The 25,789-nt window shown below is 63.4% G+C and carries 27 protein-coding genes; 17 read left to right on the top strand and 10 right to left on the bottom strand.

Annotated elements, in window-relative coordinates; translation table 11 throughout:
* Positions 1-25: 25 nt before the first annotated feature.
* Complete coding sequence (locus V8J83_RS11900) at positions 26-1,342, top strand: ammonium transporter (RefSeq protein WP_339986569.1); 1,317 nt, start codon at positions 26-28, stop codon at positions 1,340-1,342.
* Between the two features lie 188 nt (positions 1,343-1,530).
* Here V8J83_RS11900 and V8J83_RS11895 read toward each other — a convergent pair whose 3' ends face one another.
* Complete coding sequence (locus V8J83_RS11895; RefSeq protein WP_339986567.1) at positions 1,531-2,163, bottom strand: SCO family protein; 633 nt, start codon at positions 2,161-2,163, stop codon at positions 1,531-1,533.
* 96 nt (positions 2,164-2,259) lie between these two features.
* Here V8J83_RS11895 and regB point away from each other — a divergent pair, with 96 nt between their 5' ends.
* From regB to V8J83_RS11845, 10 genes are all read left to right on the top strand, one after another.
* Positions 2,260-3,678, top strand: coding sequence for a sensor histidine kinase RegB (gene regB, locus V8J83_RS11890; protein WP_339986566.1), 1,419 nt, complete (start codon positions 2,260-2,262; stop codon positions 3,676-3,678).
* A gap of 114 nt (positions 3,679-3,792) precedes the next feature.
* Positions 3,793-5,445 (top strand): PAS-domain containing protein, encoded by a 1,653-nt coding sequence (locus tag V8J83_RS11885; RefSeq protein ID WP_339986564.1) that lies wholly within the window; start codon positions 3,793-3,795, stop codon positions 5,443-5,445.
* 91 nt (positions 5,446-5,536) lie between these two features.
* Positions 5,537-6,067: a tRNA (adenosine(37)-N6)-threonylcarbamoyltransferase complex ATPase subunit type 1 TsaE gene (tsaE, locus tag V8J83_RS11880; RefSeq protein ID WP_339986563.1), complete on the top strand. Its 531-nt coding sequence runs from the start codon at positions 5,537-5,539 to the stop codon at positions 6,065-6,067.
* Complete coding sequence (locus tag V8J83_RS11875; RefSeq protein WP_339986562.1) at positions 6,064-6,963, top strand: aminoglycoside phosphotransferase family protein; 900 nt, start codon at positions 6,064-6,066, stop codon at positions 6,961-6,963. Before tsaE ends, V8J83_RS11875 begins: the two co-directional genes overlap by 4 nt.
* The gene (locus tag V8J83_RS11870; RefSeq protein ID WP_339986560.1) at positions 6,960-7,655 is read left to right on the top strand and encodes a nucleotidyltransferase family protein; all 696 of its coding nucleotides are present in this window, start codon (positions 6,960-6,962) and stop codon (positions 7,653-7,655) included. Before V8J83_RS11875 ends, V8J83_RS11870 begins: the two co-directional genes overlap by 4 nt.
* Entirely contained in the window at positions 7,648-10,605 is a 2,958-nt protein-coding gene (addB, locus tag V8J83_RS11865; RefSeq protein WP_339986559.1) for a double-strand break repair protein AddB, read from the top strand. The genes V8J83_RS11870 and addB overlap by 8 nt, the downstream gene beginning before the upstream one ends.
* A complete protein-coding gene (gene addA, locus V8J83_RS11860; protein WP_339986558.1) occupies positions 10,598-13,954 on the top strand; it encodes a double-strand break repair helicase AddA in 3,357 nt (1,118 codons plus the stop codon). Before addB ends, addA begins: the two co-directional genes overlap by 8 nt.
* Positions 13,955-14,064: 110 nt before the next feature.
* The gene (gene trxA, locus V8J83_RS11855; RefSeq protein ID WP_339986555.1) at positions 14,065-14,385 is read left to right on the top strand and encodes a thioredoxin; all 321 of its coding nucleotides are present in this window, start codon (positions 14,065-14,067) and stop codon (positions 14,383-14,385) included.
* A gap of 139 nt (positions 14,386-14,524) precedes the next feature.
* Positions 14,525-15,085 carry an ActR/PrrA/RegA family redox response regulator transcription factor gene (locus V8J83_RS11850; RefSeq protein ID WP_339986552.1) on the top strand — a complete coding sequence of 187 codons (561 nt, stop codon included), beginning with the start codon at positions 14,525-14,527 and terminating at the stop codon, positions 15,083-15,085.
* Positions 15,082-15,438, top strand: coding sequence for a hypothetical protein (locus tag V8J83_RS11845; protein ID WP_339986550.1), 357 nt, complete (start codon positions 15,082-15,084; stop codon positions 15,436-15,438). The genes V8J83_RS11850 and V8J83_RS11845 overlap by 4 nt, the downstream gene beginning before the upstream one ends.
* Here the strand turns inward: V8J83_RS11845 and V8J83_RS11840 are convergent.
* Together V8J83_RS11840 and V8J83_RS11835 are read right to left on the bottom strand one after the other, a co-directional pair.
* Positions 15,435-15,860, bottom strand: coding sequence for a hypothetical protein (locus tag V8J83_RS11840; protein ID WP_339986549.1), 426 nt, complete (start codon positions 15,858-15,860; stop codon positions 15,435-15,437). The two genes, V8J83_RS11845 and V8J83_RS11840, sit on opposite strands and share 4 nt — an antisense overlap.
* A gap of 18 nt (positions 15,861-15,878) precedes the next feature.
* Positions 15,879-16,784 carry a LysR family transcriptional regulator gene (locus V8J83_RS11835; RefSeq protein ID WP_339986547.1) on the bottom strand — a complete coding sequence of 302 codons (906 nt, stop codon included), beginning with the start codon at positions 16,782-16,784 and terminating at the stop codon, positions 15,879-15,881.
* Positions 16,785-16,878: 94 nt separating this feature from the next.
* Between V8J83_RS11835 and V8J83_RS11830 the strand changes: the two genes are divergently transcribed.
* Positions 16,879-17,040: a hypothetical protein gene (locus V8J83_RS11830; RefSeq protein ID WP_339986546.1), complete on the top strand. Its 162-nt coding sequence runs from the start codon at positions 16,879-16,881 to the stop codon at positions 17,038-17,040.
* Between the two features lie 6 nt (positions 17,041-17,046).
* Here V8J83_RS11830 and V8J83_RS11825 read toward each other — a convergent pair whose 3' ends face one another.
* The 3 genes from V8J83_RS11825 to V8J83_RS11815 all read right to left on the bottom strand — a co-directional run bounded on the left by V8J83_RS11825 (position 17,047) and on the right by V8J83_RS11815 (position 18,914).
* Positions 17,047-17,493: a GNAT family N-acetyltransferase gene (locus tag V8J83_RS11825; protein ID WP_339986545.1), complete on the bottom strand. Its 447-nt coding sequence runs from the start codon at positions 17,491-17,493 to the stop codon at positions 17,047-17,049.
* Between the two features lie 38 nt (positions 17,494-17,531).
* On the bottom strand, positions 17,532-18,122 hold the full coding sequence (locus V8J83_RS11820; protein ID WP_339986543.1) for an HD domain-containing protein: 591 nt from the start codon (positions 18,120-18,122) through the stop codon (positions 17,532-17,534).
* A gap of 78 nt (positions 18,123-18,200) precedes the next feature.
* Positions 18,201-18,914 (bottom strand): VPLPA-CTERM sorting domain-containing protein, encoded by a 714-nt coding sequence (locus V8J83_RS11815; RefSeq protein WP_339986541.1) that lies wholly within the window; start codon positions 18,912-18,914, stop codon positions 18,201-18,203.
* 421 nt (positions 18,915-19,335) lie between these two features.
* Between V8J83_RS11815 and ahcY the strand changes: the two genes are divergently transcribed.
* The 5 genes from ahcY (at position 19,336) to V8J83_RS11790 (ending at position 23,071) form a co-directional block, all read left to right on the top strand.
* The gene (gene ahcY / locus V8J83_RS11810; protein ID WP_339986539.1) at positions 19,336-20,718 is read left to right on the top strand and encodes an adenosylhomocysteinase; all 1,383 of its coding nucleotides are present in this window, start codon (positions 19,336-19,338) and stop codon (positions 20,716-20,718) included.
* Between the two features lie 420 nt (positions 20,719-21,138).
* Positions 21,139-21,291 carry a hypothetical protein gene (locus tag V8J83_RS11805; protein WP_339986537.1) on the top strand — a complete coding sequence of 51 codons (153 nt, stop codon included), beginning with the start codon at positions 21,139-21,141 and terminating at the stop codon, positions 21,289-21,291.
* 3 nt (positions 21,292-21,294) lie between these two features.
* Positions 21,295-21,690, top strand: coding sequence for an HD domain-containing protein (locus V8J83_RS11800; protein ID WP_339987007.1), 396 nt, complete (start codon positions 21,295-21,297; stop codon positions 21,688-21,690).
* Positions 21,691-21,878: 188 nt separating this feature from the next.
* Positions 21,879-22,220 (top strand): DUF2853 family protein, encoded by a 342-nt coding sequence (locus V8J83_RS11795; RefSeq protein WP_339986535.1) that lies wholly within the window; start codon positions 21,879-21,881, stop codon positions 22,218-22,220.
* A gap of 419 nt (positions 22,221-22,639) precedes the next feature.
* Positions 22,640-23,071 (top strand): DM13 domain-containing protein, encoded by a 432-nt coding sequence (locus V8J83_RS11790; protein ID WP_339986534.1) that lies wholly within the window; start codon positions 22,640-22,642, stop codon positions 23,069-23,071.
* Position 23,072: 1 nt separating this feature from the next.
* Here the strand turns inward: V8J83_RS11790 and V8J83_RS11785 are convergent, their stop codons facing one another.
* The 4 genes from V8J83_RS11785 to tsaD are packed head-to-tail and all read right to left on the bottom strand — an operon-like array spanning position 23,073 to position 25,755.
* Positions 23,073-23,492, bottom strand: a complete 420-nt coding sequence (locus V8J83_RS11785; RefSeq protein WP_339986531.1) for an EVE domain-containing protein — start codon at positions 23,490-23,492, stop codon at positions 23,073-23,075.
* Positions 23,492-23,764, bottom strand: coding sequence for a YciI family protein (locus V8J83_RS11780; protein WP_339986529.1), 273 nt, complete (start codon positions 23,762-23,764; stop codon positions 23,492-23,494). The genes V8J83_RS11785 and V8J83_RS11780 overlap by 1 nt, the downstream gene beginning before the upstream one ends.
* Positions 23,765-23,770: 6 nt before the next feature.
* A complete protein-coding gene (locus tag V8J83_RS11775; RefSeq protein WP_339986528.1) occupies positions 23,771-24,694 on the bottom strand; it encodes an NAD(P)H-dependent glycerol-3-phosphate dehydrogenase in 924 nt (307 codons plus the stop codon).
* Positions 24,691-25,755 (bottom strand): tRNA (adenosine(37)-N6)-threonylcarbamoyltransferase complex transferase subunit TsaD, encoded by a 1,065-nt coding sequence (gene tsaD, locus V8J83_RS11770; RefSeq protein ID WP_339986525.1) that lies wholly within the window; start codon positions 25,753-25,755, stop codon positions 24,691-24,693. The genes V8J83_RS11775 and tsaD overlap by 4 nt, the downstream gene beginning before the upstream one ends.
* Positions 25,756-25,789: the final 34 nt, after the last annotated feature.

Below are 25,789 nucleotides of genomic sequence, written 5' to 3'. Positions count from 1 at the left end.
TGCAATTCAAAGGTATGAGAGACAGATGAAAACCAAGTATCTCCTTCCCGTCGCAGCCGTGGCTCTTGCCACGCTTCCGACGATGGGCATCGCGCAGGACGCCGCGCCGTCCTTCGACGAAATCGGCCCCTACATCATGACCACCCTGCTGTTCTGCATGGCCGGTTTCCTCGTGTTCTTCATGGCCGCGGGCTTTGCCATGCTCGAAGGCGGGCTGGTGCGCTCCAAGAACGTCACCATGCAGATGACCAAGAATATCGGGCTCTTTTCTGTGGCCGCGATCATGTATTGGCTCATGGGCTTCAACCTCATGTATCCGGGCGATTTCAACGGTTACGTGGGCAGCTTCTTCCAGATCACCGTGCTCGACCCAGTGGGCGTTGCGGCGGCGGATGCGGCGCTTGACTATGCCTCCGTGGGTTCGGATTTCTTCTTCCAGCTGGTGTTTGTGGCTGCCACCGCCTCGATCGTGTCGGGCGCACTGGCCGAACGCATCAAGCTTTGGCCGTTCCTGATCTTCGTCGTGCTGCTGACCGGTGTGCTTTACCCGATTTCCGGCTCCTGGCAGTGGGGCGGCGGCTGGTTGTCCGAGGCTGGCTTCTCCGACTTCGCCGGTTCGACCGTTGTGCACTCCGTGGGTGGTTGGGCTGCTCTGGCCGGTGCCATCGTGCTCGGCCCGCGTCTTGGCAAGTACAAGGACGGCAAAGTGAACCCGATGCCCGGTTCGAACCTTGCCCTCGCAACGCTGGGTACGTTCATCCTGTGGCTGGGTTGGTTCGGCTTCAACGGCGGCTCGCAGCTTGCCATGGGCACCGTGGGTGACGTCTCCGACGTGTCGCGCATTTTCGCCAACACCAACATGGCTGCCGCTGCGGGCGCCGTCACCGCCCTGATCCTGACGCAGGTGATGTATGGCAAGCCCGACCTGACCATGGTGCTCAACGGCGCTCTGGCCGGCCTGGTCTCCATCACCGCCGAGCCGCTGGCGCCCACCCTCTTTGGTGCGCTCTGGATCGGTGCCGTCGGTGGTGTGATCGTCGTGCTGACCGTGCCGCTTCTCGACAAGCTCAAGATCGACGACGTCGTCGGCGCCATCCCGGTTCACCTCTTCGCAGGGATCTGGGGCACCATCGCCGTGGTCTTCTACAACGGCGACGCCGCCCTCGGCACGCAGCTCATGGGGATCGTCGCCTACGGTGTGTTCACCTTCGTCGCGAGCCTGATCATCTGGTTCATCCTGAAGGCCGTGATCGGCATCCGGGTCAGCGAAGAGGAAGAGATCAACGGTCTCGATGTCTCCGAACTGGGCATGGAAGCCTACCCGGAATTCACCAAGGCCTGAGCCTCGGCAGATCCATCCGGGCCGCGCCTCCCTGCGGTCCGGACCAAACCGAAAGGGCGCCCCGCAACGGGCGCCCTTTTTCTGTCATGAGGCAATCAAAAGACCCGTTCAGATGAACGCATTTTTTACGGAAATCCCATGCAACTGCATGAATACCCGATCCGCTGGACGCATCTTCCGGCTGCGGTTCAGCTGGCCGCGTTCACGAAACACGCGGTCCGCTCGGCCATATCCACCGGTGAAATTTCGCGCGGGAAGAAGTCCACGAATCCCGTTTCCGGCAGCATAAGATAGGTAAACGCCGTATGATCCACGAGGTAATAGGGATCGGTGCCATCGTCGTGGCTCTGATAATAGACCCGGTACGCATCCGCCGCAGCATCGGTCTGCTCCGGCGTCCCGGTCAGGCCCAACATCCGTTCGTGAATGTTGTCCGTGAAGGCCGCAACCACCTCCGGCGTGTCGCGGTTCGGGTCGACCGAAACAAATGTCGGCTGTACGCTAATTCCTTGACCTTCAAGAATATCTACCGCTTCCGCATTGCGCACCGCATCCAACGGGCAGACATCCGGGCAAAACGTATACCCGAAATACATCAACGTCGGTTCGGTGATCACATCCGCGTCCGTCACCGTGTCACCGGTCTCGGAAACCAAGGTGAACGGGCCGCCAATCGTCCCGCTCCCGCCCGCCACAACACCCTGACGGCATTGCGCAAATTGATCGTCCCCGCCCGCGCGCGCGATGTAGATGGCCGCGCCGGTGCCAATGAGAAGCGTACCGATCAACGCCGCAGAGGCCAGTGCGTAAGTCCGTGTCATCCGGAATGCTCCCATGTCCAACATCTCGCCACGTTGATTACCTAGGCACGCGGCCCTATCAATTCACGAACCCGTTGATGTGACAGGATGCCCCGCATGGCCGTGACCGAGCCTCTGAACGATCCGGCCCTGACGCTGGTGCAGGAGGACAGCCGCGTCGACTGGGTGCGGTTGCACACGCTTCTGGTCCTGCGCTGGCTTGCGATCCTCGGGCAAACCATCGCCGTCGTGATCTCGGCCTTCTACATTGGACTGCGCGTCGAACTGGGCCTGTGCTTTCTGGCAATCGGGGCCGGGGTCGTGTCGAATCTTGTGGCGATGACGATCTTTCCCGAAAATCAACGGCTTAGCGACCGAGATGCGATGCTGACCTTGCTGTTCGATCTGTCGCAGCTGGCGTTTCTTCTGTTCCTGACCGGCGGGTTGAACAACCCCTTCGCGCTTCTGATCCTCGCGCCCGTGACCATCTCGGCCACCGCGCTCACGCTGCGCTCGACCCTGATCCTCGGGGTCTTGGCAATCTTCCTGATCACCTGCCTTGCCTTCTGGTACCTGCCGCTGACCACCGTGTCGGGGGAGGTTCTGACCCTGCCGGGGCTCTTCATTTTCGGCTTCTGGATCTCGATTGTGATCGGCATCCTGTTCCTGTCGGCCTATGCCCGCCGCGTCGCCTCCGAGACGCATCGGATGAGCCAGGCCCTGCTGGCGACCCAGATGGCACTGGCCCGCGAGCAGAAATTGACCGACCTGGGCGGCGTTGTTGCAGCAGCGGCCCATGAACTCGGCACGCCGCTGGCCACAATCAAACTGGTCTCCTCCGAGCTGCTCGACGAGTTGGAAGGGCAGCCCGAACTGGCGGAGGACGCCGCCTTGATCCGCGATCAGGCCGACCGATGCCGCGATATCCTGCATTCCATGGGGCGCGCCGGAAAGGACGATCTGCACCTGCGCAGCGCGCCCTTCGGTGCCGTGATTTCCGAGGCCGCAGAACCACATGCTGACCGCGGCGTGGCGTTGCTGTTCGACTTTCATCCGAACGATGCGGCGGAAGCGCCGGAGCCCACGCAACAACCCCAAATCTGGCGCAAACCCGAGGTGATCCACGGCGTGCGCAACCTGATCCAGAACGCAGTGGATTTCGCGGAGGATCAGGTCTGGATCGAGGGCGCGTGGGGTGACGGAACCCTGCGCCTGAGTATCACCGACGACGGCGCTGGCTTTCCCGGCGATCTTCTCGGTCGACTCGGCGATCCGTTCCTGCGCCGTCGCGGGGCAGGCGCTCGCGATGCAAGGCCGGGCTATGAAGGCATGGGTTTGGGTCTGTTCATCGCCAAGACCTTACTGGAGCGTTCCGGTGCCGAGGTGCGGTTTCTCAACGCCAGCAATCCGTTCCTGACCGATGAGGAAAACTCCCGGAAAGCCGGTGCGCGGGTGGAGGTAACATGGCCCGAAAGCGAGATCGTGCCGCAGGAACCGCACGGTGCGCTTGGCCCCAACTTACTGCTAAATGATTGATTTCACGAAATTTTTGCATCTAACGTCACACATTGTCAACCCTTGGTTGATCGTTAACCTGCCGTTAACCGTTTATCCCCATGCTGTCCGACGGACCATAGAAAAGGGTCGGTTTTGGACAACGCCGCGACATTCGTATTCCTCATCATTGTGCTGTGTACCGGCGCCGCCGCAGTTATACTGACTGCCCGCCTTCTGCTTCGGGGGGGCGCGCGCAACGGCCCGGATAGCGCTGGCGCCCGGCTGTCGATGGACGTCATGCATTCCTATCGGTTCCGCGATGGATACCTGTTGTCCGATATCACGCCCGATGATGCCTTTCTCGACACCGATGCGGATCGCGCCACCGCGTTGCGGCAATTGGTGGCCGCGCTGTCTCCGCTCAGCCCGGACATGGCGGATCGCATCAAGGTGCTGCAGGATCGCGGGCAGGCCTTCGTGCTCGAGGCGCGCATCGGCGCGGACACGGTGTCGATCGGCGGTCGCAAGGAAGATGACGCGCTGGTGTTGACCATCGGTCCCACCGGCGGGACGACCGGGCGGCAAGTCGTCGAGGTCGCGACGCTGGAAACTCTGCAATCGGAATTGTCGGACCTGCGCACCATGCTCGACGGTCAGAACGCGCTGCTTTGGCGCGAAGATGAACGACGGCGCGTGGTCTGGGCCAATGCCGCCTACCTTCGCATTGTCGAACGGCTGCGGGACGGCGAAACCCCCGGATGGCCCCTGCCGCAGGTGTTTCCCGACCAATTGGTGCCCGCACCCGCAGACGGCACGCTGCGGCGGTGTCAGCTGGACCTGCCCGACCGCGAAGACCCCGCCTGGTTCGAGGTCAGCCGTGAAGGTCTTCCCAATGGTGCCGCGACTTACACCGCGCAGCGGATCGACCGTCTGGTTACCGCCGAAACCTCGCTCCGGACCTTTCTGCAAACCTCAACCAAGACCTTTGCCGCCCTGCCCATCGGCCTTGCCGTGTTCGACCGGCGGCGCGAATTGGTCACATTCAATCCGGCGCTGCTGAACCTGACGAATGTGCCGTTCAACATGCTATCGGACCGCCCGACGCTGAGCGCGTTCCTCGATGCATTGCGCGAACATCAGCGCATCCCGGAGCCGCGCGACTACAAGTCGTGGCGCAATGAGATCGCACGCCTTGAAGAGGGCGCGGAGACCGGCACCTATCAGGAGATCTGGGAACTGCCCGACGGAAAATCCTTCCGCGTTCTGGGCCGCCCGCACCCCGACGGCGCCATTGCCTTCATGTTCGAAGACATCAGCGCGGAAGTATCCCTGACCCGAAAATTCCGCGCCGATCTGGATATGTTCCAGGCCGTTCTCGACACCTTGCCCGTCGGCATTGCCGTGTTCCACGCCGACGGCACCATGCTCAGCAGCAACGAAGGCTACGCGCGTTTGTGGGGCGACAATCCCAATGGCCACGAGCAGATGCCAACATTGGGCGAGGCCTCCGCGCTGTGGGCTGCGCGCTGTGATCCCTCGGGCGTTTGGGGCGACATCCGCCAGTTCGTGGCGCATGAGATCGATCGCGGCCCCTGGGTCGAAAAGGTAAGCACCCGGGACGGCTTGCACATGGCCGTCCGGATAGAGCCCGCCCGCGGGCGCAGCACCGTGGTGCAATTCCTGCCGCTCGACGACAGCATGACCGACCCGCTTTCGGGCCTTGTGGCAGCGAGCGCTACGCCTTTGCTGGATGCCGCGAGGGCACTTGGGCAACCGGAAAGCGACGGCTCGGTTCAGACCGCCTGAACCCGCGCATGACGTGATTTCCGGTGCCGCCACATTGGCCGGACTTTTCCGATTCAGCTTCCGTCGAAACTCCGTTAGGCTTTGCCGGAAGATGACCTCCGCTGATCCCGTTTCCCTGCCCGATGACGATGCGCCGATCCTCCCGGATTGGCCCGTTCTCGCGCGCGCAGCGCTGGCGGATGAAGCCGCCACAGATGCGTTGGCGCATCGCTTGGCAAGGGCGCTGGAGCCGGGCGACACGCTGCTTTTGTCCGGCGCGCTCGGGGCCGGAAAAACCCATATCGCGCGGGCGGTGATCCGGGCGTGGACGGACCAGCCCGATGAACCCGTTCCAAGCCCGACCTTCACCTTGGTTCAGACCTACGCAACCGCCAGGGCCGAGATCTGGCATGCGGATCTCTATCGCCTTTCCGATCCGCAGGAGCTGGCGGAGCTTGGCCTTGACGACGTATTCGGCACGGCGCTTTGCCTGATCGAATGGCCCGATCGCGCCGCGCCCGATTGGCCTGAAGGTTGCCTTCTGCATCTCGACAGATGCCCCGACGACGCGCGCCAAGCCACGCTCACGGCCCGGCCCGGGACTGCCGCCGCCGCGCGTCTGTCCAAGGCATTGGAAGAATGATCGAAGGGTTCCTGGAGCAACACGGATGGGGTCAGGCCCGGCGCGCGTCTTTGGCCGGCGATGCCTCCACCCGCCGCTACACGCGGCTGATCGACGGCGCGCGACGCGCGATGCTGATGGAGGATCACGATGCTGATAACCTGGCCCGCTTCCTTCGCATGAGCGCGCATTTGCGGGGTCTCGAACTTTCCGCGCCGGATATTCTTGCAGAAGATCAGGCAAGTGGATGCCTTCTCATCGAGGATTTCGGCGACCTGACCCTGTCGCGACTCCTGCGCGACGATCCCGATACCGCGCGACGCGCCTACCGCGTGACCACCGCGATGCTGCCCCGGCTGAACGCGGCGCCACCCAGTGACCTCGCCGCGCCTGACCCCGCAGAGATGGCCGAGATGGTTGGCCTGACCTTCGACTTCATTCCCGAAAGCCAAGACCTGCGCGCGCAGCTTCTGCCTGTGCTGGCGGAAGCTATTGCCGAAAACGCGCCCGGCCCGCCGGTCCTGTCCTTGCGCGATGTGCATGGCGATAACCTGATCTGGCTGCCAGAGCGCGATGGGGATGCGCGGATCGGATTGCTGGATTATCAGGATGCGATGCTCCTGCCCGATGGGTACGACTTGGCCTCGCTTCTCGATGATCCAAGGCGTGAGATCCCTGAAGAATGGCACACACTTCTTGTAGATGATATGAAACGCTTCGCCACCCTGTCGCTGCAACGCAACCTTCGGATCCTCGGCATATTCCACCGCCTTGCCGTGCAATACGGCAAACCAAGATACCGCGCCTACCTCCCCCGGACGCGCGCCCTGATCTCCCGCGCCGCAGGCCGCCTGCCGTCGCTTCGCACGCCGGTCGCGGCACTGCTCGACCGCACCGCCCACTGGATCGCCTCATGACCGCGCCTTGCCTTATCCTGGCCGCCGGGTTTGGCACCCGCATGGGTGCACTGACGCGGGATCGCCCGAAACCTCTGATCGAAGTGGCGGGGCAAAACCTGCTGGACCACGCGCTCGCGGTTGCACGGGGCGCGCGCTGTGCACCCATCGCCGTGAATGCCCATTACCGCGCCGATCAGATCACCGACCATCTGCGCGATCAAAGCGACGTCACCCCCTTGATCGAAGCCCCCGATATTCTGGACTCTGGTGGCGCCGTGAAGAACGCAATGGCCGCGCTTGGACCGGGCGCGATCATGACTTTGAACGCCGACAACATCTGGCACGGGGCGAACCCTCTCACGGCGCTTTCCGACGCCTTCGACACTGCGGACATGGGGGCATTGTTGTTGCTCACCCCGGGCAATCGCGCAGTGGGGCGGCAGGGTGGCGGTGACTTCGTGATGGACCGTGACGGCCGACTGACCCTGGACAAATCCGACGACAGTCTGGTGTATCTGGGCGCTCAAATGCTCGACCCGGCCCCCTGCTACGCGGACCCGCGCGATGTCTTTTCGTTGCGCGACACGTGGCAAGCCTACGCCGCTGATGGGCGTCTTTTCGGCCTGATATACGCAGGCCTTTGGGCCGATGTCGGCCACCCCGATGGCATTGCCTTGGCCGAAGCGATGTTGGAGACCGGCGATGTTTGAGCCGTCCACCGCACCCCGCATTTTCGCGACGCCCTTGGGCGTGGACTTCTGCGCCGACCTCATCGCAGGGATCTCGGATCGTCTCGACGGTCAAGGGCCCGAGGCGCTCGCCCGTGTCGATGTTCTTGTCGCAAACGCGCGCATGCAACGCAGGTTGCAGGCGCTTTATATGGAGCGAGGGCCGGGGCTTTTGCCGCGCATTCGGCCGGTGCTCGCGTTGTCTGATACCGCCAATCTGGAAGGCCTTCCTCCGGCCAAAAGCCCGCTGGAAGTGCGATTGGAATTGTCGCAACTCATCGCGCAATTGATCGATGCCAACCCCGATCTTGCCCCGCGTGCAGCCCTTTATGACCTCGCCGACAGCCTCGCCGATTTCATGGGTGAGATGGCGGAAGAAGGCATCACGCCCGCCCAGATCACGGCGCTCGACATGGGCGGCCATTCCGAGCATTGGAGCCGCGCGCGCGCTTTCCTGCAGATCACCTCTGACATGTTGGCGCAAGATGATCGGCTGATCCCCGAGGCGCGGCAGGCGCTTGTCGTTGACCGGCTGATTGCGAAATGGCAGCACACGCCACCGATGCATCCGGTTATCGTCGCGGGCTCCACCGGATCGCGGCGGGCCACGTTTCGGCTAATGCAGGCAGTGGCCAGCTTGCCGCAAGGCGCGGTAATCCTGCCCGGGCTCGACACGGATCTGCCCCGCCCCGTCTGGCGCCGCCTGCTGGACGATCGACGGCGTGAATTGTCGGGCGAAGATCACCCGCAATTCCGGCTGGCACGCGTCTTGGACGAAGCCAGGATCGACCCCGCCGATGTGCTGCTCTGGACGCAAAGCCAACCCGCGAACGCGGCCCGCAACACAGCAGTGTCGCTTGCCCTGCGCCCCGCACCCGTCACCAACCAATGGCGTACCGAAGGGCCGAATCTGCCCGATATTGCTCGGGCCATGGCCGATGTCAGCCTGATCGAAGCCCCATCCCCGCAGGCCGAGGCCACGGCCATCGCCCTGCGCTTGCGCGCCGCGATTGAACGCGGCGAACGGGCCGCCTTGGTGACCCCGGACCGGCGGCTTGCCCGCAAGGTCACCGCACAGCTCGACCGGTGGCGCATTCTGCCTGATGACAGCGCGGGACAGGTTCTCGCCCAGACCGCGCCGGGTCGGTTCTTGAGGCAAGTGGCCGAGGCCCTCAGCGCGCCGATCACGGCGGAGGCACTGATTGCCCTGCTGAAGCACCCGCTCTGCCATTCCGGAACCGATCGAAGGAAGCACACCCTCCGCGTCAACACCCTCGAGCTCAGATTACTGCGGCGCGGGTTGGCGTTTCCGACACCCGAGGCTGTGCTGAGTTGGGCACACGATCAAGACGACGACGCGATGATCCCATGGGCCGAATGGCTGACTCCGTTGCTGGCCGAAAAGCACTCTGATGGCCCTCGCCCCATCGCCGATCACGTCGCGGCGCATGTCGAATTGGCCCGCCACCTTGCGTGCGAACCGAGCGCGGAGGGCAGTGGCGAGCTTTACGACCAGGAGCCGGGGCAGGAGGCCGCGCGCCTGATGGCAGACCTGGCCGCCGATGCGCCCCATGGCGGCCTGATGTCAGCGCGGGACTACGCCGATTTCTTCACCGCGCTCGCCCATGATCGCGAAGTGCGCTTCGCCCTGCGTCCCCATGCCGACATCCTGATCTGGGGCACGCAAGAAGCGCGCGTTCAGGGTGCCGATATCACGATCCTCGCGGGTCTGAACGAAGGCACCTGGCCCGGTGCTGCGGAGGCCGATCCGTGGTTGAACCGACCCTTGCGCGCCGAGGCGGGCCTGCGCCTGCCGGACCGCGTGATCGGCCTCAGCGCCCATGATTTTCAACAAGGCATCGCCGGTGGTGCGATCTGGCTGAGCCGGGCAAAGCGCGATGATGAAACCGACACCGTGCCCGCGCGCTGGCTGAACCGGATGGTGAACCTGCTGGACGGAGCCAGCCCGGCGTCAGCGCAAGCTCTCGAGGACATGCGGGCGCGTGGCGATGCGTGGCTGGCGCAGGTCAGCCATTTGACGCAGCCCGAGGCCTTCGAAAAACCTGCTCCGCGACCCGCCCCCGCGCCGCAATCCGGGCCGCGCCTGACCGAGCTTTCGGTCACCGAAGTCGAGAAGCTGATCCGCGATCCCTATGCGATCTACGCCAAGCGGATCCTCAAACTCCAACCCATCGAGCCATTGCGCGCCAGCCCCGATGCGCGACTCCGCGGCAATGTGGTGCATGCAATCCTGGATGCATTCGTCGATGAAACGCGCGCGGGCCTGCCCGACGGGGCCAATGACATCTTCATGGATATCGCGACGCAAATTCTTCTAGAAGAAGCGCCATGGCCCGCTGCCCGGCAATTCTGGGACGCCCGATTGCGGCGCGTGTTGCCTTGGTATCTTGCGGAAGAGGCCAAGCTGCGCGCTTTGGCCGAGCCCTGGATGCTGGAGCAGAAAAAGCATTGGGACATCCCCGGCCTCGACTTGCGGCTCACCGGCAAAGGCGACCGCATCGACCGTCTTCCGGACGGGCGCGTGGCGATTTACGATTACAAGACCGGCAACCTGCCGTCCGACAAACAGGAAATCGCCTATAACAAGCAGCTCCTGATCGAAGGCCTGATGGCGCGCGGCGGGGCCTTTTCCGACACACCGCTGGAAGTGGCAAAGCTGACCTATATCGGCTTGGGCAGCACGCCCGATATCCGCGACCAGCCCGTCGATGATGAAACCTTCGCACAGATCCTTGCCGGGCTGAAAACCTTGATCACGCATTACCGCCTCAGGGCAGTCGGTTTTCCATCGCGCCGGTCGGTCAAGCAGACCCGTTTTGACGGCGATTACGATCACCTCGCGCGGCTTGGCGAGTGGGACGAGACACAAGAGGCCAAGGTTATTCCGGTCGGAGGCGACGCCGATGGATGACGCCACCCGCGCCCAGACCCGCGCCGCGCAGCCTGACATGTCAACCTGGCTTGGCGCGAATGCGGGCTCGGGCAAGACACGCGTTTTGACCGACCGCGTGGCGCGTTTGCTGCTTGATGGCGTGCGACCGGAACGGATCCTGTGCCTGACCTACACCAAGGCGGCCGCGATGGAGATGCAAAACCGCCTCTTCGAGCGCCTCGGCGCATGGGCGATGAAGGACGATGCGGCGCTGCGGAAGACGCTGACAGACATTGGCGTGGACGGACTGCCGCCTGAAAAACTGGACGAAGCGCGCACCCTGTTCGCACGCGCAATCGAGGCCCCGGGGGGGCTGAAAATCCAGACGATCCATTCGTTCTGCTCTTCCGTCCTGCGCCGCTTTCCCCTTGAGGCGCAGGTCAGCCCGGCCTTCACCGAGATCGACGAGCGGGTGCAGACCCGGCTGCTGACCGACCTGCTTGATGACATGGCCGGAGACGAAAAGGGCCGCGAAGCGCTGCGCCTGATCGCGGCGCATCTACCGGACGATGAAGGCGCGGTCAGGCTGGCTCGCGACGTGGCCGGAAAGGCCGAGGCGATGACACCGGCCGCCACTTGGGACGACATCTGCAACTGGGCTGGGATCGACCCGACCCTGACCGAAGACAAAATCATCGCGAACGTGATCGAGGGCGGTGAGTCTGATCTGGCGCATGTCATTTGCACCCACCTCGACCCCAACACGTCCACCCACGTGACCCTCGGCAAGAAGCTCAAGACTATCACCTGGGACCACCCGACGCTCGACATGATTGCGACGCTCGAAGGTATCTTCGTTTTTCAATCTGGTGCGAAAATGGGCCTGCCCCGTACCGACGGCATCGCAAATCCCAAAGTGCGCGCCGGCATAGGTGACGCGATGGATGGCGTGAATGCACTCGCCGAACGTCTGGCCGACGCGCGCGTCATGCGCACCGGCCTTCTGACCGCGCAGCGCACGCACGCCCTGCACCGGTTCGCGGACGCCTTCCTTCCGCTTTACGCCAACGCCAAGCAGGCGCGCGGGTGGCTTGATTTCGACGATCTCATCGACAAGACCCGTGCGCTTCTGTCCGACCCGCGCGTGGCGCAATGGGTTTTGTTCCGGCTCGACGGCGGGATCGACCACATTCTTGTAGATGAAGCGCAGGATACCTCGCCCCGGCAATGGGACATCGTCAAACGCTTGGCCGAAGATTTCGCTGCCGGGGAAGGCGCGCGTGCCGATGTGCAGCGCACGATTTTCGTGGTCGGTGACAAGAAGCAATCGATCTATTCCTTTCAGGGTGCCGACCCGGACGAATTCGACCGCATGCGCGATTATTTCGAAGACCGTCTGCGCGCAATCGAAGCCCCGTTTCAGGACGCGGCCCTGATCCATTCCTTCCGTTCTGCGCCGCCGATCCTCGACCTCGTGGACCGCGTGGCGCGGCGGTTGGGCGCTCCTGGTCTGGGCGACAAGGTCGAACATCGCGCGTTCTTCGACAAGCCGGGGCGTGTCGACTTGTGGCCGCATGTTCCCAAGACCGAGACCGGCGCGAAACCCGAATGGGACGATCCGCAGGATCTGGTGAGCGAGGATCACCATTCTTCAAAGCTGGCCGAAGCGCTCGCCGTGCGGATCAAGGATATGGTCGAAAATCCTGTCGAATACGCGCCGGACAAACCAGTGGCGGCGGGCGATATCCTGATCCTTGTGCGCCGCCGGTCGCGACTTTTCCACAAGATCATCGCCGAGTTGAAGGCCCGCAATCTGCCCGTGGCGGGCGTGGACCGTTCGCAGCTGACCTCGCCGCTGGCGGTAAAGGATTTGCTGGCGCTTTGCCGGTTCCTCGCAACACCTGACGACGACCTGTCGCTCGCCTGTGTGCTGCGCTCGCCGCTGATCGGGTTGAGCGAGGCGCAGCTCTACGATGTGGCGCATGGCCGTCCGGGCTTTCTCTGGTCCGCATTCCGCGACCGCAAAGACACGTTTCCCGAAGCGCATCACATCTTGCGCGACCTGCGCAATCAGGCCGATTTTCTGCGCCCCTATGATCTGCTGGAACGGGCGCTGATCCGACACGACGGTCGCCGCCGGATGATCGCCCGGCTCGGGCCCGAGGCCGAGGATGCCATCGACGCGATGCTGGCTCAGGCGCTGAGCTATGAGGCTAGTGAGGTGCCATCCCTGACCGGGTTCGTCGGCTGGGTCGAATCCGGTGACGTGCAGGTCAAACGCGACCTGAGCCAGGCCGAAGGGCAGATCCGCGTGATGACCGTTCACGGCGCAAAAGGGCTGGAAGCGCCGGTCGTGATCCTGCCCGATTGCGCCGCGTCCACCGGGCGCGGCGGGGGAATCAACCTGCTGTCCCCTGAAGGGGGGCCGGTGATCTGGCCCCCGAGCAAGGGCGATGAAAGCGACGGGGTGCTGGAGGCGAAAGAGGTCGCAAAGCGGCGCGAGATCGAAGAATTCAACCGCCTGCTCTACGTCGCGTTGACCCGGGCGGAAAGCTGGCTGATCGTGGCCGCCGCCGGAAGTTTGGGCGCCAAGGACAACCCTGCATCGTCGTGGTACAAGATCGTGCAGGACGCCATGGAAGACACCAATGCCGCGCCCTTGGTCGTTCCGGGCCTCGACGGCGACGGGCTTCGGCTTGAAACCGGCGACTGGCCCGCCACAGCACCGCCCGCGGCCACAAAGGCGGCCGGCGCGCCGCTGCCGGACTGGGCTACGGCGCCGGTCACTGCCCCTGGGAACGGTCAAACGGTCAAAACCCCGTCGGATCTTGGCGGTGCAAAGGCGCTTCCCGGTGTGGGCGACGAAACGGACGCTGCCATGCGGCGTGGGTCCATCACGCACCTGCTGTTGGAACATCTGCCGCGCTTGTCCGCCGCCGCCTGGCGCGCCGCAGCACCGGGAATCGCCGCCCTTCACGGTGGCACTGTCACGCCCGATGAATTGGCCCCGATGTTGGACGAAGCCACGCGCGTCCTGACCAATCCCGCGCTGCGCCATCTGTTTGCGCCCGAGACGTTGGCCGAGGTCGAAATCACCGGCCATTCCAGCAGTCTCGATGCGCCGATGCTGGGAATCATCGACCGGCTGATCGTGACGCCCGACCGGGTTTCGGCGGTTGATTTCAAGACCAATGCAACCGTCCCTGACCGCCCCGAGGCCGTCCCGGAAGGCCTTTTGCGGCAGATGGGGGCCTATGCCGAGTTGCTCCAAGCCGTTTATCCGGATCGGGAAATTACCACTGCAATCCTGTGGTCGCGGACGGGAGCGTTGATGGAACTGCCACACGATCTCGTGTCCGACGCCCTCAAACGCGCTAGTGGTGCTTGACCCTTGGCACGGGCGTCCATAGCTTCGGCATCCGATTGAGTTCCCTGTTGCACGCACACGGCCCCCGGTCCGGTGCCCTGCGACGTCCATATCTGCCTGGAGGGCAAACCATGGCTACCACTGCCGTTACCGATGCCACCTTCGACGCCGAAGTGAAGCAATCCGACATCCCCGTCGTCGTCGATTTCTGGGCCGAGTGGTGTGGCCCCTGCAAGCAGATCGGGCCCGCTCTCGAAGAGCTGTCCACCGAATACGAAGGCCGCGTGAAGATCGTTAAGGTCAACGTAGACGAGAACCCGAACGCGCCGATGCAGCTTGGCGTGCGCGGCATTCCCGCACTCTTCATGTTCAACGGCGGCGAGGTCGTCTCCAACAAAGTCGGTGCCGCCCCCAAGGCCGCTTTGCAGAAATGGATCGACGAAGCCGTCTGATCCTTTCGAGGTCAGACCCAAAGGGCGCCCGATGCGGCGCCCTTTTTTCTTTGCAAAACCAGCGTTTTCACCTGCGACCGTTTGACCATTTCCCAAACATTCCTATACCTTAACCAAGGGGACCACAGGAGAGACGGCAATGGCAACGAACGACCGCAGCCTTCGGGACATCGGACCCGACAAATCGCTTTTGATTGTCGATGATGATGAACCGTTTCTGCGCCGCCTTGAGCGGGCAATGGAAAAGCGCGGTTTCGACGTCGAAGCGGCCGGGTCCGTTGCCGCCGGATCGGCCATCGCAACGGCCCGGCCGCCCGCATATGCCGTGGTGGACCTGCGGCTTGAGGATGGCAATGGCCTCGACGTGGTGGAGCGCCTGCGCGAGAAACGCCCCGATGCGCGGATTGTCGTCCTGACGGGCTACGGCGCGATTGCGACGGCGGTGGCCGCGGTGAAGATGGGGGCGACGGATTACCTGTCGAAGCCCGCCGATGCCAATGACATCACCTTCGCGTTGCTGGCCGAAGAAGAAGAGATGCCGCCGCCGCCCGAAAACCCGATGAGCGCCGACCGCGTCCGTTGGGAGCATATTCAGCGCGTTTACGAATTGTGCGACCGCAACGTGTCCGAGACCGCACGGCGGCTCAACATGCACCGCCGGACGTTGCAGCGCATCCTCGCCAAACGCTCGCCCCGGTGAAGCTGGCCTATGCCTTTCCTCTCTTGCTGGCCGGATGCGTCGGTGGTGGAGACGGCGGTCTGGCGCCGGTACCGGACGGGCCGGTATTTCCGATGGCTTACGATGCGCGGGGGATCGACGTGGTGGGCTCGGGCCAGCGCATTGATTTCGGACGCGCGCAGGCCGGTGTGATCGACACGATGACACGGTTGCAGGGCGACCGACCCAACCTTCTGCCCTGCGACGCCTCCACCCGGGCCGCCGCCCGTTGGCGCGACGGGCCTTTGCTTGTGTTTCGCAACGGCGCTTTTGTGGGATGGCAGACAGAGAATGGCGCGGCGGGCGAAACCTGTGCGCCACTTGCGGTCAATTAATCGTCTGAGCGCCGCTCGCGCCTTTCGACCAGCATACCCTTGAGGGGCTGTGACACGCCGCCCAGGGCAAACCCGAGAAGATTGCGGATCTTGTCGCCGATGCTGGCGTCGCTGCGCAGCGGTTCTCGCCCGTCACCATGCTCGTCGTCCGGGGCGTCCTCGATCAGATCACGCTGATCATGGGGGATAACCGTGCCGGTTGCGACCGCGTTCAAAAGCGCCGCCGCTTCATCCGCCTTGTCCCGGGGGACGTGAATCTCCAACGGACCGAACGCAAGGCTCGCATGCGGCATGGTGTTGGACAATTCCGTGCCCGGCGCGATGGTCAGAATGTCGGCTCCTTCCAGCGCGGCGACGGCCATGCGGATTTCCATCAGGTTGAAGCTTGAGGCGACACGTACGAAGCCTTTGAACTTTGCCATGATCCTTCCCTCTCGCCCCTATGTTCCCAGCGCGATGCACTGCGAGTCGCGACGTAGCCATGTCACGAAAGTCTGAGCACGCCGCGACAACGGGCCGGGCAAATGTAACAGGTGGTAGGCATAGTCGCTCTCCGCCTCCTCCGCCAGAACCTCCAACCGGCCATCGGCGATATCCGTCTCGACGAGGGCCAGCGGCTGCGCCGAAACTCCGGCGCCCGCCCGGCACGCGGGCAGCAGAAGCGCGTTGGATTGCAGCGCTGTCGCGGTCAGACGTTCGGGGTCGATGCCCAGGCGGATCAAGCGCTTGTTGAACTCGCTATGCGATTGATCAAGCAGCCACGGCAGCTCGACCACGCGGCTCCAGGCGGCTTTGCTTCGCGGGTCTTCGGGCGCGGGGCCAAAGCGGCCGGGCTGCGCCACGACCACCATCTTTGCGGGCGTCAGAACCATGCCCTCCAGCCCCGGCCACGGCCCCTTGCCATGGCGAATGGCCAGGTCCACGCCTTCACGGCGCAGGTCCACCATGTTCTGATCCGTCTGCACCGTCAGCGGCACGTCCGGATGCGCCGCCCAAAAGGACGCGAGGCAAGGCATCAGCCAATTCTGCGCAAAACTCGGCGTTGTCGTGAGGATCACCGGACGATCTTCGCGCCCCTGCCGCATCGCACGAACACCTGCCGCAATTTCGGCAAAGCCGGTGCCCAGATCGCGCGCCAGCTCCGCTCCGGCCTGCGTCGGCACCATGCCCCGCCCGGCACGGGTCAGCAGCGATTGACCGAACTCGGCCTCCAACGCGCGAACATGGGCGGCCACGGCAGCATGGGTCACGTTCAATGCGCGTGCCGCTTCGGACAAGGATCCAAGTCGAGCGGCCGCCTCGAACGCCCGAAGCGCCGACAGGGAGGGGATGTCACGCCAATCCATATGTAAATTCATCTGACATGTTGTCAGTATTGCGGATTCGGCCTTTCCGACGCAAGGGCGTATCAAGATGGCAGAAACCCGAAAGGAACACGCCATGTTTGGAATTATCGCAAATTCACTGAAAGTCGCCACGCGCGTTGAGCAAAACTGGGATGCGCCGGACCATTGGTCCAGCTATGATCACCGCACGTCCGCAGAGCGCAAACGTGATCAGGCCGATCGCCGCCGGTGGCTGCGCCACACGGGCATCCTGTAAGTCTGGTTACAGATCGAAGCGCTTGAGGATCTTGTCGACAACCGTCCCGTCGGCCAGCCGCAAGCCTTCGATCTTGCCATAATCCTCGAACCCGCGCGATTGGTAGTAGGTCAGCCCACTCGCGTTGTCGGCACGGATATTGGCATTGATCCAGCGGTAGCCAAGCGCCTTTGCGGCATGGCGGGTCGCTTCGAACAGCTTGGACCCAATGCCAAGCCCCTGCTGTCCCGCCTTAGCGAACGTCGCGATTTCCGCCGCGTCCATTGGCAGGTAATCCGCCCCGCGCGCGACCCATTGGAACCCGACGATCTCGCCCGCTTCGGTCTCGGCCACGTGCCAGGCCGAGGTTTCGGGCGCGTCAGAAATGCGGTCACGAATATAGCCTTCGGAAACAGCGTCGGTATAGGCGGTGGTGCCGCCAATCGCGATGATGTCATTCAGGATCGCGGTCATCTCACGCGCATCCAACGGGTGGGCTCTGCGGATCTTGATCACAGGGCCTCCATCAGGCGCGCGTGGCGGGCCGTGAAATCGGCGCGTACCTCGGACGGGGGCCGCAGATGCAGGGTCAGGCCGTCGATCACGGCGGGGGCAGGCTTGCCGAAGAACTTGTCCGCCTCCGCTTCGGTGAAGCCCGCCAATTGCGTGGCTTCCAACCAAGCAGAGATCTTGTCGGCTCGCTTGATGGCGGCCTTGACCGTCTTCGGCAAGGTGGCGGGCAGGCCAAAGCGCAGGTGAATGGCCGCAGTCAGGCGATCGTCCAACGCGCCATAGCCCGGACCGACCGCCGCTTTCACCGGGCTGATCATATCGCCGATCACGTATTCCGGCGCATCATGCAGCAGGGCGGCTAACCGCCATTTCACAGGGGCATCGGGCGCAAGGCGGACATGGATATCGGTCACGAGGATCGAATGCTCCGCCACGGAATATGCGTAGTCGCCATGCGTCTGGCCATTCCAGCGCGCAACGAAGGCCAGGCCGTGGGCGATATCCTCGATCTCGATATCCATCGGCGTCGGGTCAAGCAGATCAAGCCTGCGGCCGGACAGCATCCTTTGCCATGCGCGCGGTGTTTTCATCGGGGAAGCATCAGACCAAAAGAAAAGAGGCGCGGGAAATGCCCCACGCCTCCTGTGTCGTTGTTTCAGCTCGTCAGATCAAGCGGTCTTGCGACGCCGCGTAAAGGCGAACGCGCCAAGGCCGGTCACCAGGAGCAGGCCCCCGGCAGGCACCGGGATCGGCGCAATCTGCGACACGGCTTCGACGTCGGTGGTCGAGCTCAGCGAAAAGCTGCCCGAGCCGGAAAGGTCATCGATGCCCACGCCGGTTGCCAGAAGGCCAAGCCCAAGCGGATCTAGCAGGGTCTGCGTTGCGGATGCGAGGGCGTCGAGGTCGGCCTGAGACATGACTTCAAAGGCAATCTCGAACCCGCCTTCGAACCCGTTCGCGCCACGCGCGCTGGGGGTCACGCGCACGGAATACGCGCCGCCGCCCGCGAGATCGACCACGCCTCCGTTCGAAGCAACACCGTTGTCGAAGGTTGCCAAAGCGGCGTTCACGGTCTCGATGGCTTCAACCGCGCTCAGCTGCCGGTTCTTCGACCCGACGGACGACGTGATGCCCGTCGCGGTGCGCGCGGCAAACGCGCTGTTTGTGGTGTAGGAGCCAAAATCCGGGATTGCGCCACGGTCAACGGAGAACGCGATTTCACCCGAGATAAGGCCGAACCCGAAGGCGCCACCGGTGTTGGAGAGCTGGAACGCGCCCTTCGTTTCGAGCGTGTTGACCGGAACAGCAACCGCTGCAATGGCCCCTCCAAGGAATACAGACGCGGCAATCGCAGCCCCGCTGGCGATACGTTTAATATTCATTGCGGCCTCCCAGACCCAAGAGTTGAGCAGCTTTCCGCCACTTTTTCGACGTGTCCTTGACACCTTTAGACAAGGTTGACCGCACCGCAAGGCAATTGTGACGCGCAGCGCGGGGAATTTTCGCAAGAATGTAGCGCCCGTGCTAATTGTTTGCGATAACAGGAAAAATTTCCGCATTCGGGTGACCTCACGGCAGCGGAGCCGCCGAATCGTATATGGCGGCGCGGCTGGTCACGATCGGCCCCTGAAATAAGCACTCGGCCTACGGCCTGACCGGCGCCGTACCTCAAGCATACGCGGCGCATTGCAGACCCAAATCACCGCTATCAAAGGCGCGCGGCGCGTTGCATTGCTCCGCCTCCGAGGGGCTGGTATGGGATCGCGCAACAAGCATTTGATGCGCGCCGCAGGAGGCAGAAACATGAGTGATTACGTCGTCAAGGACATCGCATTGGCCGAGTTTGGTCGCAAGGAACTCGATATTGCCGAAACCGAAATGCCGGGCCTGATGGCGCTGCGCGAAGAATACGGCGCGGAGAAGCCGCTGAAGGGCGCGCGTATCGTCGGCTCGTTGCACATGACGATCCAGACCGCGGTTTTGATCGAAACGCTGGTCGATCTCGGCGCGGACGTGCGATGGGCCTCGTGCAACATCTTCTCCACGCAGGACCACGCGGCGGCGGCCATCGCCAAGGCGGGCATCCCGGTGTTTGCGGTGAAGGGCCAGTCGCTGGAAGAGCATTGGGATTATCTCGACCAGAGCTTCATGTTCCCCGATGGGCCGAACCTGATCCTCGACGATGGCGGCGACGCGACGCTCTACATCCTTCTGGGCGCGCGCGCCGAGGCGGGGGAAGAGATCATTCCCGTCCCACAATCCGAGGAAGAAGAGGTGATCAAGCAGCAGATCGCCAAGCGCATGGCGGCCAGCCCCGGCTGGTTCACCAAGATGCGCGATCATATCAAGGGCGTGTCGGAGGAGACCACCACCGGTGTGCATCGCCTTTATGATCTGCAAAAGAATGGCCAGCTGCCGTTCCCCGCAATCAACGTGAACGACAGCGTGACGAAGTCGAAGTTCGACAACAAATACGGCTGCAAGGAAAGCCTGGTCGACGGCATCCGTCGCGCCACCGACACGATGATGGCCGGTAAGGTCGCCGTGGTGATGGGCTATGGCGATGTGGGCAAAGGCTCCGCCGCGTCTCTGCGCGGTGCGGGCGCCCGCGTGAAGGTGACCGAGGCCGATCCGATCTGCGCGCTGCAAGCGGCCATGGACGGGTTCGAAGTTGTGCTGCTGGAAGAAAACCTCGACGCCGACATCTTCATCACCACCACCGGCAACAAGGACGTCATCCGCATCGAGCATATGCGCGAGATGAAGGATATGGCGATCGTCGGCAACATCGGCCATTTCGACAACGAGATTCAGGTGGCGAGCCTGAAAAACCACAAGTGGACGAACATCAAGGAACAGGTGGACATGATCGAGATGCCGTCAGGCAATCGTCTGATCCTGCTGTCCGAGGGTCGCCTTCTGAACCTCGGCAACGCGACGGGCCACCCCTCGTTCGTGATGTCCGCGTCGTTCACCAACCAGGTGCTGGCACAGATGGAGCTGTGGCAGCGCGGCGACGAATACGGGAATCAGGTCTACATCCTGCCAAAGAAGCTCGATGAAAAGGTTGCGCGTCTGCATCTGGCGAAGATCGGCGTGAAGCTGACCGAGTTGGACAAGGAGCAGGCCGACTACATCGGCGTGCCGCAGGACGGGCCGTTCAAGCCCGAACACTACCGTTACTGAACCCCGCCAATAGCGAAACGCACGGAACGCGCGGCCGGTCCCCATGGGGCCGGTCGTTTCCGTTTAAAGGATGTCTCTGGAGGATATGTCGGGGACGGATGCGCCCCCGATAAGACAGACAAGAGATACGCGGCGCCGCGCATGTGCGGCGGTTCGCATCCGATCAGTGTCACCTGACCGAACCGGAATTCTGCGCGTCCGAGATAACCGATCTGCGCCCAATGAAGGGGCGGTCTTTGGCCGGATACCCAAACCGTCGTCGTCACCGAGGCCCCCGTCAAAGGACCCCGCGTTGATGCATCGACAGGGTTTGTCCCGTGGCAGGGTTACGAAAGGATGAACGGCACGCAAAAAACCTGCGGGACCGCGATTGACCGACCGTCGCCAATGCTCGACGCTGCCCGAAACACCGAGGGCCCCATGCGCAAAACAGTCCGCTTCACCCAGATGAAAGACGGGACGCAGGCGGATTACGCTTTGCTGAGCGAGCTCGAAAAACCGTTCCTTGCGTTGACTGCCGACCGCGTGCTGGACGAGCTTCGCGGCCAGAAACACATCACTTTGGAAGGCTAGCCGATCACGCGGCTGGAACATGCCGTGCAATCGGCCACGCGGGCGGAGCGCGACGGCGCGGATATCGACTGGATTGTCGGCGCGCTCTTGCATGATATCGGCGACGGGCTGACCCCGCAGAATCACGATCGCATGTCCGCCGAAGTGATCCGCCCCTTCGTGCGTTGGGACGTATCGTGGGTGGTCGAGCACCACGGAATTTTCGAGATTCTGTACTACGGCCACCATTACGGCTGGGACCGCAACGCCCGCGATCGGCACCGCGATCACCCCTGTGTCGAAAGCTGCGCGACCTTCTGCGAACGCTGGGATCAGGCGAGTTTCGACCCTGATTACAATAGCCTCCCCCTCGATCATTTTGTGCCGATGGTGCGCGAGGTCTTCGGGCGCACGGCCTAAGCGGAGACGGTTTTGCGCAAAGGTGACGTCACCCCCCTTGTTGCAGCATGAGCGCAGGGGAGGGCGCCGATATTTTTCCCTGCAACTTTTCCTTTCAACCTTAGCGATGGGCCGTTTAACCTTTTGCGCGAGCCAGGCCGCATAGGCCGGGTGCGAGACCTGGAAAAACGAATGGGGGATAGAATCCTATGGGAAAACGTGACGATCTGATCGCGCAATATGCCGATGACCTGCGGAAAAAGTGCGGCATGGAGCCGGATATGGCGCTGCTGACCAAAGTCACCATTGGCTGCGGCCCGTCGATCTACGACGCCGACGCCTCGACCGTCGCCGGAAGCCAGCCGTCCGAGCTTGAGACGGTCAAAAACAACTTCCTCATGAAAAAGCTGGGCTTGCCTGACAGCCCCGACCTGATGAACGCGATCAATTCCGTCATCGAGACCTATGGCAAGTCCGAGCGCAACAAATACCGCGCCGTGGTTTACTACATGCTGACCAAGCACTTCGGCAAAGAAAGCGTCTACAAGTAAGCTTGGATCGCTCCGAAGCTGTTAGACCTGCCCCTCACCGGGCGGGTCTTTTTCGTATGGGAGAGCGCGCCGTGGCCTTGGCACCGTGGGCCCGTCCGCCCGGTGTCGCAGTGCATTTAGGTCAAATGCTGCGGGCTATTTCTTTGCTGCGAAGCGGCGAACGTGCCATAAGCCAACCGTCCGGCCAGGAAGGCGGACCCGATATTCAGATACGCGAGCGGAGCGAGGCCGCGCGTGGGTGGATGGGGGGTTCCTGAGGGGTCGGGACCCCCCATTTCTATTTGAAAACCAAGCTTTTCGCGCCAAATCTACATGCCGCATCTCACTTGTTCACGCGCCCGTCCCGCGAACGTGATTTTCCTTGCCCATACACAGACGCCTAGTCTGCGCACAGTTTCACTCGTGCCGGAGATCACCCCATGCGCCCTATCGCTCTTTCCCTCGCCCTTTGTGTCGGCCTCGCCGGACTGGGCGGTATCGTTCCCCCCGCAGAAGCCCAAAGCACCGCGTCCGCCGTGGCCAGCGGCACGTTCCAGGATATCTCGCCGCGTTACACCGGTTCGGGCACCGCCACCGTCGCGCAGACCGCCGATGGTCAGACCGTCTTGCAATTGAGTAATTTCTCGGTCACGCCCGGCCCGGACCTCGAAGTCTGGCTGGTCGCTGCCGATGCCCCAAACACGAACAACGCCGTCCTCGCCAGCACCTATGTCTCGCTTGGCGCGCTGCAATCGCCGACAGGCACGCAGACCTACGGCATCCCCGGCAGCGTCGACATCTCCGACTACGGCAGCGTCGTGATCTGGTGCGAAGATTTCAGCGTTCTCTTCACGATGGCCTCGCTGCGCTGAACTAGGCCCAGAGCCCGCCGAGGGCGCAGATCACCTTGAACTCGTCCTCGGTCACCGGCTGCACCGACAGCCGCGAATTCTTCACCAACACCATATCGGCCAACCGCTCGTCGGCCTTGATCTGATCAAGCGTCACGGGCGTCGGCAGCGGCTCCAGCGCCTTAATGTCCACGCAGTCCCACCGGTCATCGTCCGTTGTGCTGTCGGGATGCGCCTTGGCCGAGACCTCGACAATCCCCACCACGGCTTTCTCCTTCTGAGAATGGTAGAAGAACCCCTGGTCGCCGACTTCCATCTCGCGCATGAAATTGCGCGCCTGATAATTGCGCACGCCGTCCCATTCCTCGCCGGACGCGCCCTTGGCGACCTGTTGATCCCAGGACCAGGTCGAGGGTTCGGATTTGAACAGCCAGTAGCGCATCAGCCGATCACCTTCTTCCACTTTTCGATCCGCACTTTCTCGAACAGGCCCGCCTTTGCATAGGGGTCATTGTCGGCGAAATCATAGGCCTCCTGCATCGTGGCGACCTCGATCACCAGAAGGCTGCCGCACATCTGATCCTCGTCGTCCAGCAACGGCCCCGCCATCACCAGTTTGCCGCTGTCGCGCCCGTAGGCGAGATGCGCGTCGCGATTGTCGAGGCGGGTCTGAAGATGGCCGGGCTTATCGGTGGCGATCAGGACAACATGCATGGGGGGTCACTCCGGTTTCAGGGGTCGGTTCAAAAGGTGATCGAGCGCGCCCGAGATGTCGAGCCTGCCATCGGCCAGCGCCGCGACGGTATCCGCAATAGGCGTGTCAGCCGCGCTTTCGCTGAGCTGGCGGGCGGTGTGCAGCCCCTCCACCGTGGTATCAGCCGGAAGCGTTTCGCCGCGCGCCAAGGCATGCCCGAACCGGAAGTTGCGCGATTGCTCTGACCCGCAGGTCAATATCAGATCGCCCAGACCGCTCAGGCCCGTCAACGTCTCGGCCTGCGCGCCCTTTTCGGTCGCGTAGCGGGTCATCTCGGCAAAGCCCCGCGCGATCAGGGCCGCGCGCGCACTTTCGCCCAGACCCGCGCCGATCACCGCCCCGGCGGCGATGGCGATGACGTTCTTCAACGCCCCGCCCAATTCTGCGCCCACCACGTCGGTTGTTCTGTAAATCCGCAAAGTCGGCGTGCTGAGCGCCTGCTGCAAATGCGCGCCCAGGGCATTGTCTTCGCACGCCAGCGTCAACGCGGTCGGCAGCCCCTTGGCGATATCCGCCGCGAAGCTCGGCCCCGTCAACTGCGCCACCTGCGGAATGTGATCCGCGAGCAGCGCCGAGGGGCCGAGGCCCGAGGAACGGTCGATCCCCTTGGCGCAGGAAATCGCCACCTTGGCGCGCACGCGATGCGCCGACACGAACCCGCCCAACGCCTGCGTTGGCAGGGCGAACAACGCCGTTTCTGCCGTGCACGCGCCCAAATCGCCCGTCACGTTGATCGTCACCGGCAGCTTGTGCCCCGGCAACCGATTGCTTTCGCCGCCCACGAACGTGTCGATGTCGCGCGCCCAAAGGGTGATGTCGATGCCGCCGTTTGCGAACGCGATGGCCAGCCCGGTGCCAAAGGCGCCGCCGCCGATGATGTCGAGCCTCATGCCTTCGCCCCCTTCTTGCCCGAGCCGATCATCGGCGCGGCGGTGCTGTCCAGCGGCCAACGCGGGCGGGCGATCAGCGTCATATCATCCGTCCGGCCATCTTCGACCGCGAGCATTCCGGCATAAGCGATCATCGCCGCGTTGTCGGTGCAAAGCGCCAATGGCGGCGCCACAAACGGGAGATCACTCACTGCTTCGAGCCGGGCGCGCAGCTCTGTGTTCGCCGCCACGCCGCCGGCCACCGCGAAGGCCGTCACATCCGCATCGCCTAGCGCCCGGCGGGATTTCTCGGACAGCACATCGGCCACTGCCCTTTGAAACGACGCGCAAAGATCGGCTCGGTCTTGCTCCGTCATCCCGCCGCGCTCGGCCGCAAGGTCATCGCGGGCGCGCAAAACGGCCGTCTTCAGCCCCGAAAAGCTGAGGTCGCAGCCGGGCCGGTCCAGCAGGGGGCGGGGCAGTTTGAAACGGGTCGCATCACCCGCCTGCGCCGCACGCTCGACCGACGGCCCACCCGGTTGCGGCAGGCCCAGAAGCCGCGCGACCTTGTCAAACGCTTCGCCCGGAGCATCGTCGATGGTGCCGCCAAGCCGGATGAAGGCGTCCGGGCCGTCAACGCGCAGAAATTGGCAATGTCCGCCCGAGACCAGCAGCAGCAAATAGGGAAAGGCTACCCCATCGGTCAGCCGCGGCGTGAGCGCATGGCCCGCAAGATGGTTCACCCCGACAAGCGGCTTGCCAAGACCCATCGCCAATCCCTTCGCGGCCATCACCCCGGACAAGACCCCACCGATCAGGCCCGGCCCCGCAGTCACGGCAATCGCGTCGATCTCGGGCAACGTCACACCGGCCTGCGTCAGCGCCCGTTCCACCATCAGGTCCAGCGCCTCGGCGTGCGCCCGCGCGGCGATCTCGGGCACCACCCCGCCGAAAGCCGCGTGCAGGTCTGTCTGGCTGCGCACAACATTCGACAGGATGACCGGCGCATCGCCAGTGCCGCGCAAAATGGCGGCGGCGGTGTCGTCGCAAGAGCTTTCGATGCCGAGGAGCGTGAGGGTCATGGGTGCGCGCTGCAATTGTCTGCCAAGCCCACGC

It is taken from the genome of Gymnodinialimonas ulvae (assembly GCF_037543845.1).
GTDB lineage: Bacteria > Pseudomonadota > Alphaproteobacteria > Rhodobacterales > Rhodobacteraceae > Gymnodinialimonas > Gymnodinialimonas ulvae.
The sequence above is the reverse complement of the archived record's forward strand: the minus strand, read 5'-3'. Positions and strand labels throughout refer to the sequence as shown.